The sequence below is a fragment of the uncultured Nostoc sp. genome (genome assembly GCF_964245445.1).
In the GTDB taxonomy this organism is placed as follows: domain Bacteria; phylum Cyanobacteriota; class Cyanobacteriia; order Cyanobacteriales; family Nostocaceae; genus Nostoc.
Map to the genome: position 1 here is coordinate 1 of NZ_CAXTNE010000453.1, position 3,711 is coordinate 3,711.

The window sequence follows — 3,711 nt, forward strand, 5'->3', positions numbered from 1 at the left end:
ACCCTCCACTCCCCACATATAAACTATGTCTTCCACTACTGTTCGTCGTAAATCCAACACGTTTTATGTCATTTTGATTGCTGGTGCTGCTGCCCTCGGCGGTTTTCTGTTCGGTTTTGACACTGCTGTAATCAACGGCGCGGTTTTATCTCTAGCAAAAGCTTTTAATACCAGTAGTTTGGTAACAGGGCTGGCAGTGTCCCTAGCGTTGCTGGGGTCTGCCGTAGGAGCTTTCTTTGCTGGACAGATTGCAGACCGTTATGGTCGAGTCAAGGCAATGGTGGTCGCTTCGGTATTGTTTACTATCAGTGCCATTGGCTCTGGGCTTGCCTTTACTATCTGGGATTTTATCTTTTGGCGACTATTGGGTGGCATTGGAATCGGCGTTGCTAGCGTCATCGCGCCAGCTTACATCGCCGAATGTTCTCCTACCCATTTACGGGGAAGGTTAGGATCTCTGCAACAATTAGCGATCGTAGTAGGAATTTTCATCGCTTTATTGAGCGACTACTTTATCGCTGTGTCAGCAGGTTCAGCAGACTCGCCGTTTTTGTTTGGGGTTGCAGCTTGGCGCTGGATGTTTTGGACAGCAGTTCCACCAGCAGTATTTTACGGGATGATCGCTTTAACAATTCCTGAATCTCCCCGTTACTTAGTTGCCAAAGGACGGGAGCCAGAAGCTGCTAACGTTCTGACCAAGATTTTGGGGGGCGACGTGCTGCCAAAAATTGAAGAAATTCGGCAGACAGTGCTTCAAGAACGCCAGCCTAAGTTTTCTGACCTTTTAAGCAGAAGTGGCGGACTCCTACCCATTGTTTGGATAGGAATAGGCTTATCTGTATTACAGCAATTCGTTGGTATTAATGTAATTTTTTACTACAGCAGTGTTTTGTGGCGTGCAGTCGGGTTTTCAGAAAAAGATTCCCTATCAATCACAGTGATTACAGGAGCCGTCAACATTATTACAACACTGATTGCGATCGCCTTTGTAGATAAATTTGGTCGCAAACCCTTACTCATAATCGGATCAATCGGCATGACCATTACCTTGGGGACGATGGCTTATCTTTTTGGCAACGCTCCCCTAGATGCTGCTGGGAACCCCAATCTCACCGGAAGCGCCGGGACTATAGCTCTCATCGCCGCCAACCTCTATGTATTTTGCTTTGGTTTCTCGTGGGGGCCAGTGGTTTGGGTACTGTTGGGAGAAATGTTTAATAACAAAATTCGAGCCGCCGCACTTTCAATTGCTGCTGCTATGCAATGGGTTGCAAATTTCCTTATTTCCACAACATTTCCTCCCATACTGCAATATTTTGGTCTAGGTTCTGCCTATGGACTCTATACAATTGCGGCAGCTACCTCATTCTTTTTCATTCTCTTTTTCATTAAAGAAACCAAAGGAATTGAGTTAGAAGATATGTAATTTGTATCTCTGTGTCCTTTGCGGCAAGTAGCTATACGTCAACGAACCGCAGAGGCAAGAGAGACGCAGAGAGAAGAAAGAGAGATTTTCACGAATGATTTAGGATTGCTATAAAAATCGTATTTGATTTGTAAAAGGGACTGGGGACACAACGACTGCGCTCAGTGCATCGCTGGAGATTGGGTTATCAAAAATTATGTCCGGGGCTTAAACCCCTCCAAAATTTTGGAATGTTTTTCAAGTATTGAGTCCCAAAGCGGCGAACATTGCGCCAATAACATATAGTCAAAAATTTGTTTAATTAAACTAAAACTTCAGCTTTTAATCTGTAAACTTCACACTGATTATCTGAGAATATAAAAGCTTTTAATCAATTTTAATCTTTTTATTTATCAAGTCAAAATTAAACTTTTTTCAAGTAATAAGTCAATGTTAAAAATTATTTTTCATAGTGTTTTTATTTTATTTGTGGCAATTCCAGCAGTCTGGGCAGTACCTTTTAAAGATGATTCTAATGCAGCAGATGCTAATAGAAATTTGGAGGGACAAGTTAATTCTGTTTCCCAACTCTCTGATATCAAACCGAGCGATTGGGCATTCCAAGCACTGCAATCACTAGTCGAACGTTATGGTTGTATTGCAGGTTATCCTGACGCAACCTATCGCGGCGATCGTGCCTTGAGTCGTTACGAGTTTGCAGCTGGTTTAAATGCCTGTTTAGACCGGGTGAATGAATTAATTGCCGTGGGTACTAATGATTTAGTTAAGAAAGAAGATTTGGCAGTGCTGCAAAATCTGCAAACAGAGTTTGCGACAGAATTGACAACTCTGCGTGGGCGGGTGGATACGCTGGAGGCACACACAGCAACGTTGGACGCACAGCAGTTTTCCACAACTACCAAGCTGACTGCTCAAATTATTACCGCCGTTAGTGATACTTTTGGTAATAGGGTGGGTGGCGATCGCGATGAATCCCGTCCCTACTTTGCAAACCGGGGTCGTCTCAACTTAGAGAGTAGCTTCACCGGGAAAGATTTGTTGCGAGTCCGGTTAGAGTTTGGTAACTTTGCGAATTCTAATGGTACAAGCCAAATTGCCGCCGCCACAGGTACAGGAATGACCCGCCTAAACTTCGACTATGACAGCAACGATACACTTATTGTTCCCCACATCCGTTACTACTTCCCAGTCAGTGATTCTCTTAACTTCGTTGTTGGGCCCACAGGCATTGGTTACACCGATATTTCAACCACCGTCACTCCCCCGACAATAGCTGACGACGGCAATGGGGTTCCCTCCCTTTTTGGATCATACAGTCCCTTATTCCGGCGAGGTGGCGGTGGCGGTGCCGCTAACTGGAACATTACCAAAGACTTGGTTCTCACCTTGGGTTATTTAGCCACTAGTCCCAATGTACCATCAGCTAGCAACGGCTTGTTTGATGGTGGCTATAACGCCTTGGCGCACTTAGCCTATTATGGTGAGCAAGGAGCGATCGGTGTTGCCTATTCTCATGGCTATAGCCCTGGTGGAGCAGTCGATGTCGCAGCTGGGACGGGTAGCGCCCTGTCAAACGCTCCCTTTGGTAACAACATTGCTACTTCCAACGATATTGTCGGCGCACAGGGATTCTATCGCTTCTCCCCAAATTTCCAAATCCACGCTTGGGGTGGATATATTTGGGCAAATGCTAAGAGTTCTGGTTTGAGTGATGTTTCCAATGGTAGGGGTGGAACAGATTCTCTATTTGTAAACAATGGTGACAATGCTAATGTCTGGTTTGGGGCGATCGGTATGTCGTTTCCTGATGTGGGTGGTAGGGGTAACTTGCCGGGAATTCTTTTTGGTATACCGCCGCGTGTCTCTAACAGTGATGTCCGTCAAGACCGAGACAACGCTTACCATATCGAAGCATTCTATCGCTACCGCCTGAACGACAATATCTCAGTGACTCCTGGTTTTTGGATGATTTTCAACCCAAAAAACGACAGCAGAAATGATACGCAGTATGTGGGTGTGATTCGCACAACCTTCGATTTTTAAAAGGACAGATGACCATTGACTGCATGACAGTCTTAACTAATTGCAATGTACAATCTAGACGCGCATCAGCTTATTCACACCATTGGATGCGATCGCAATAATGTCTAGCTGGTTCTTCAGGAAAACCTAAACGCCTGGACTCCAAGCTACAGCGTTAAATACATACCAAGATTAATTTGTACAGTGTGTAGGGAGCAACGCGATTTGGTGAGGTAGGATCAAAAACCAGCGATCGCTAAAAA

Annotated in this window: 2 protein-coding genes; both read left to right on the forward strand. The window is 44.9% G+C overall.

Annotated features, from left to right (window positions below):
• Window positions 1-25: 25 nt before the first annotated feature.
• Window positions 26-1,426, forward strand: a complete 1,401-nt coding sequence (locus tag ACFE90_RS37045) for a sugar porter family MFS transporter (protein ID WP_375507219.1) — start codon at window positions 26-28, stop codon at window positions 1,424-1,426.
• Between the two features lie 429 nt (window positions 1,427-1,855).
• Window positions 1,856-3,469, forward strand: a complete 1,614-nt coding sequence (locus ACFE90_RS37050) for an iron uptake porin (protein WP_375507220.1) — start codon at window positions 1,856-1,858, stop codon at window positions 3,467-3,469.
• Window positions 3,470-3,711: the final 242 nt, after the last annotated feature.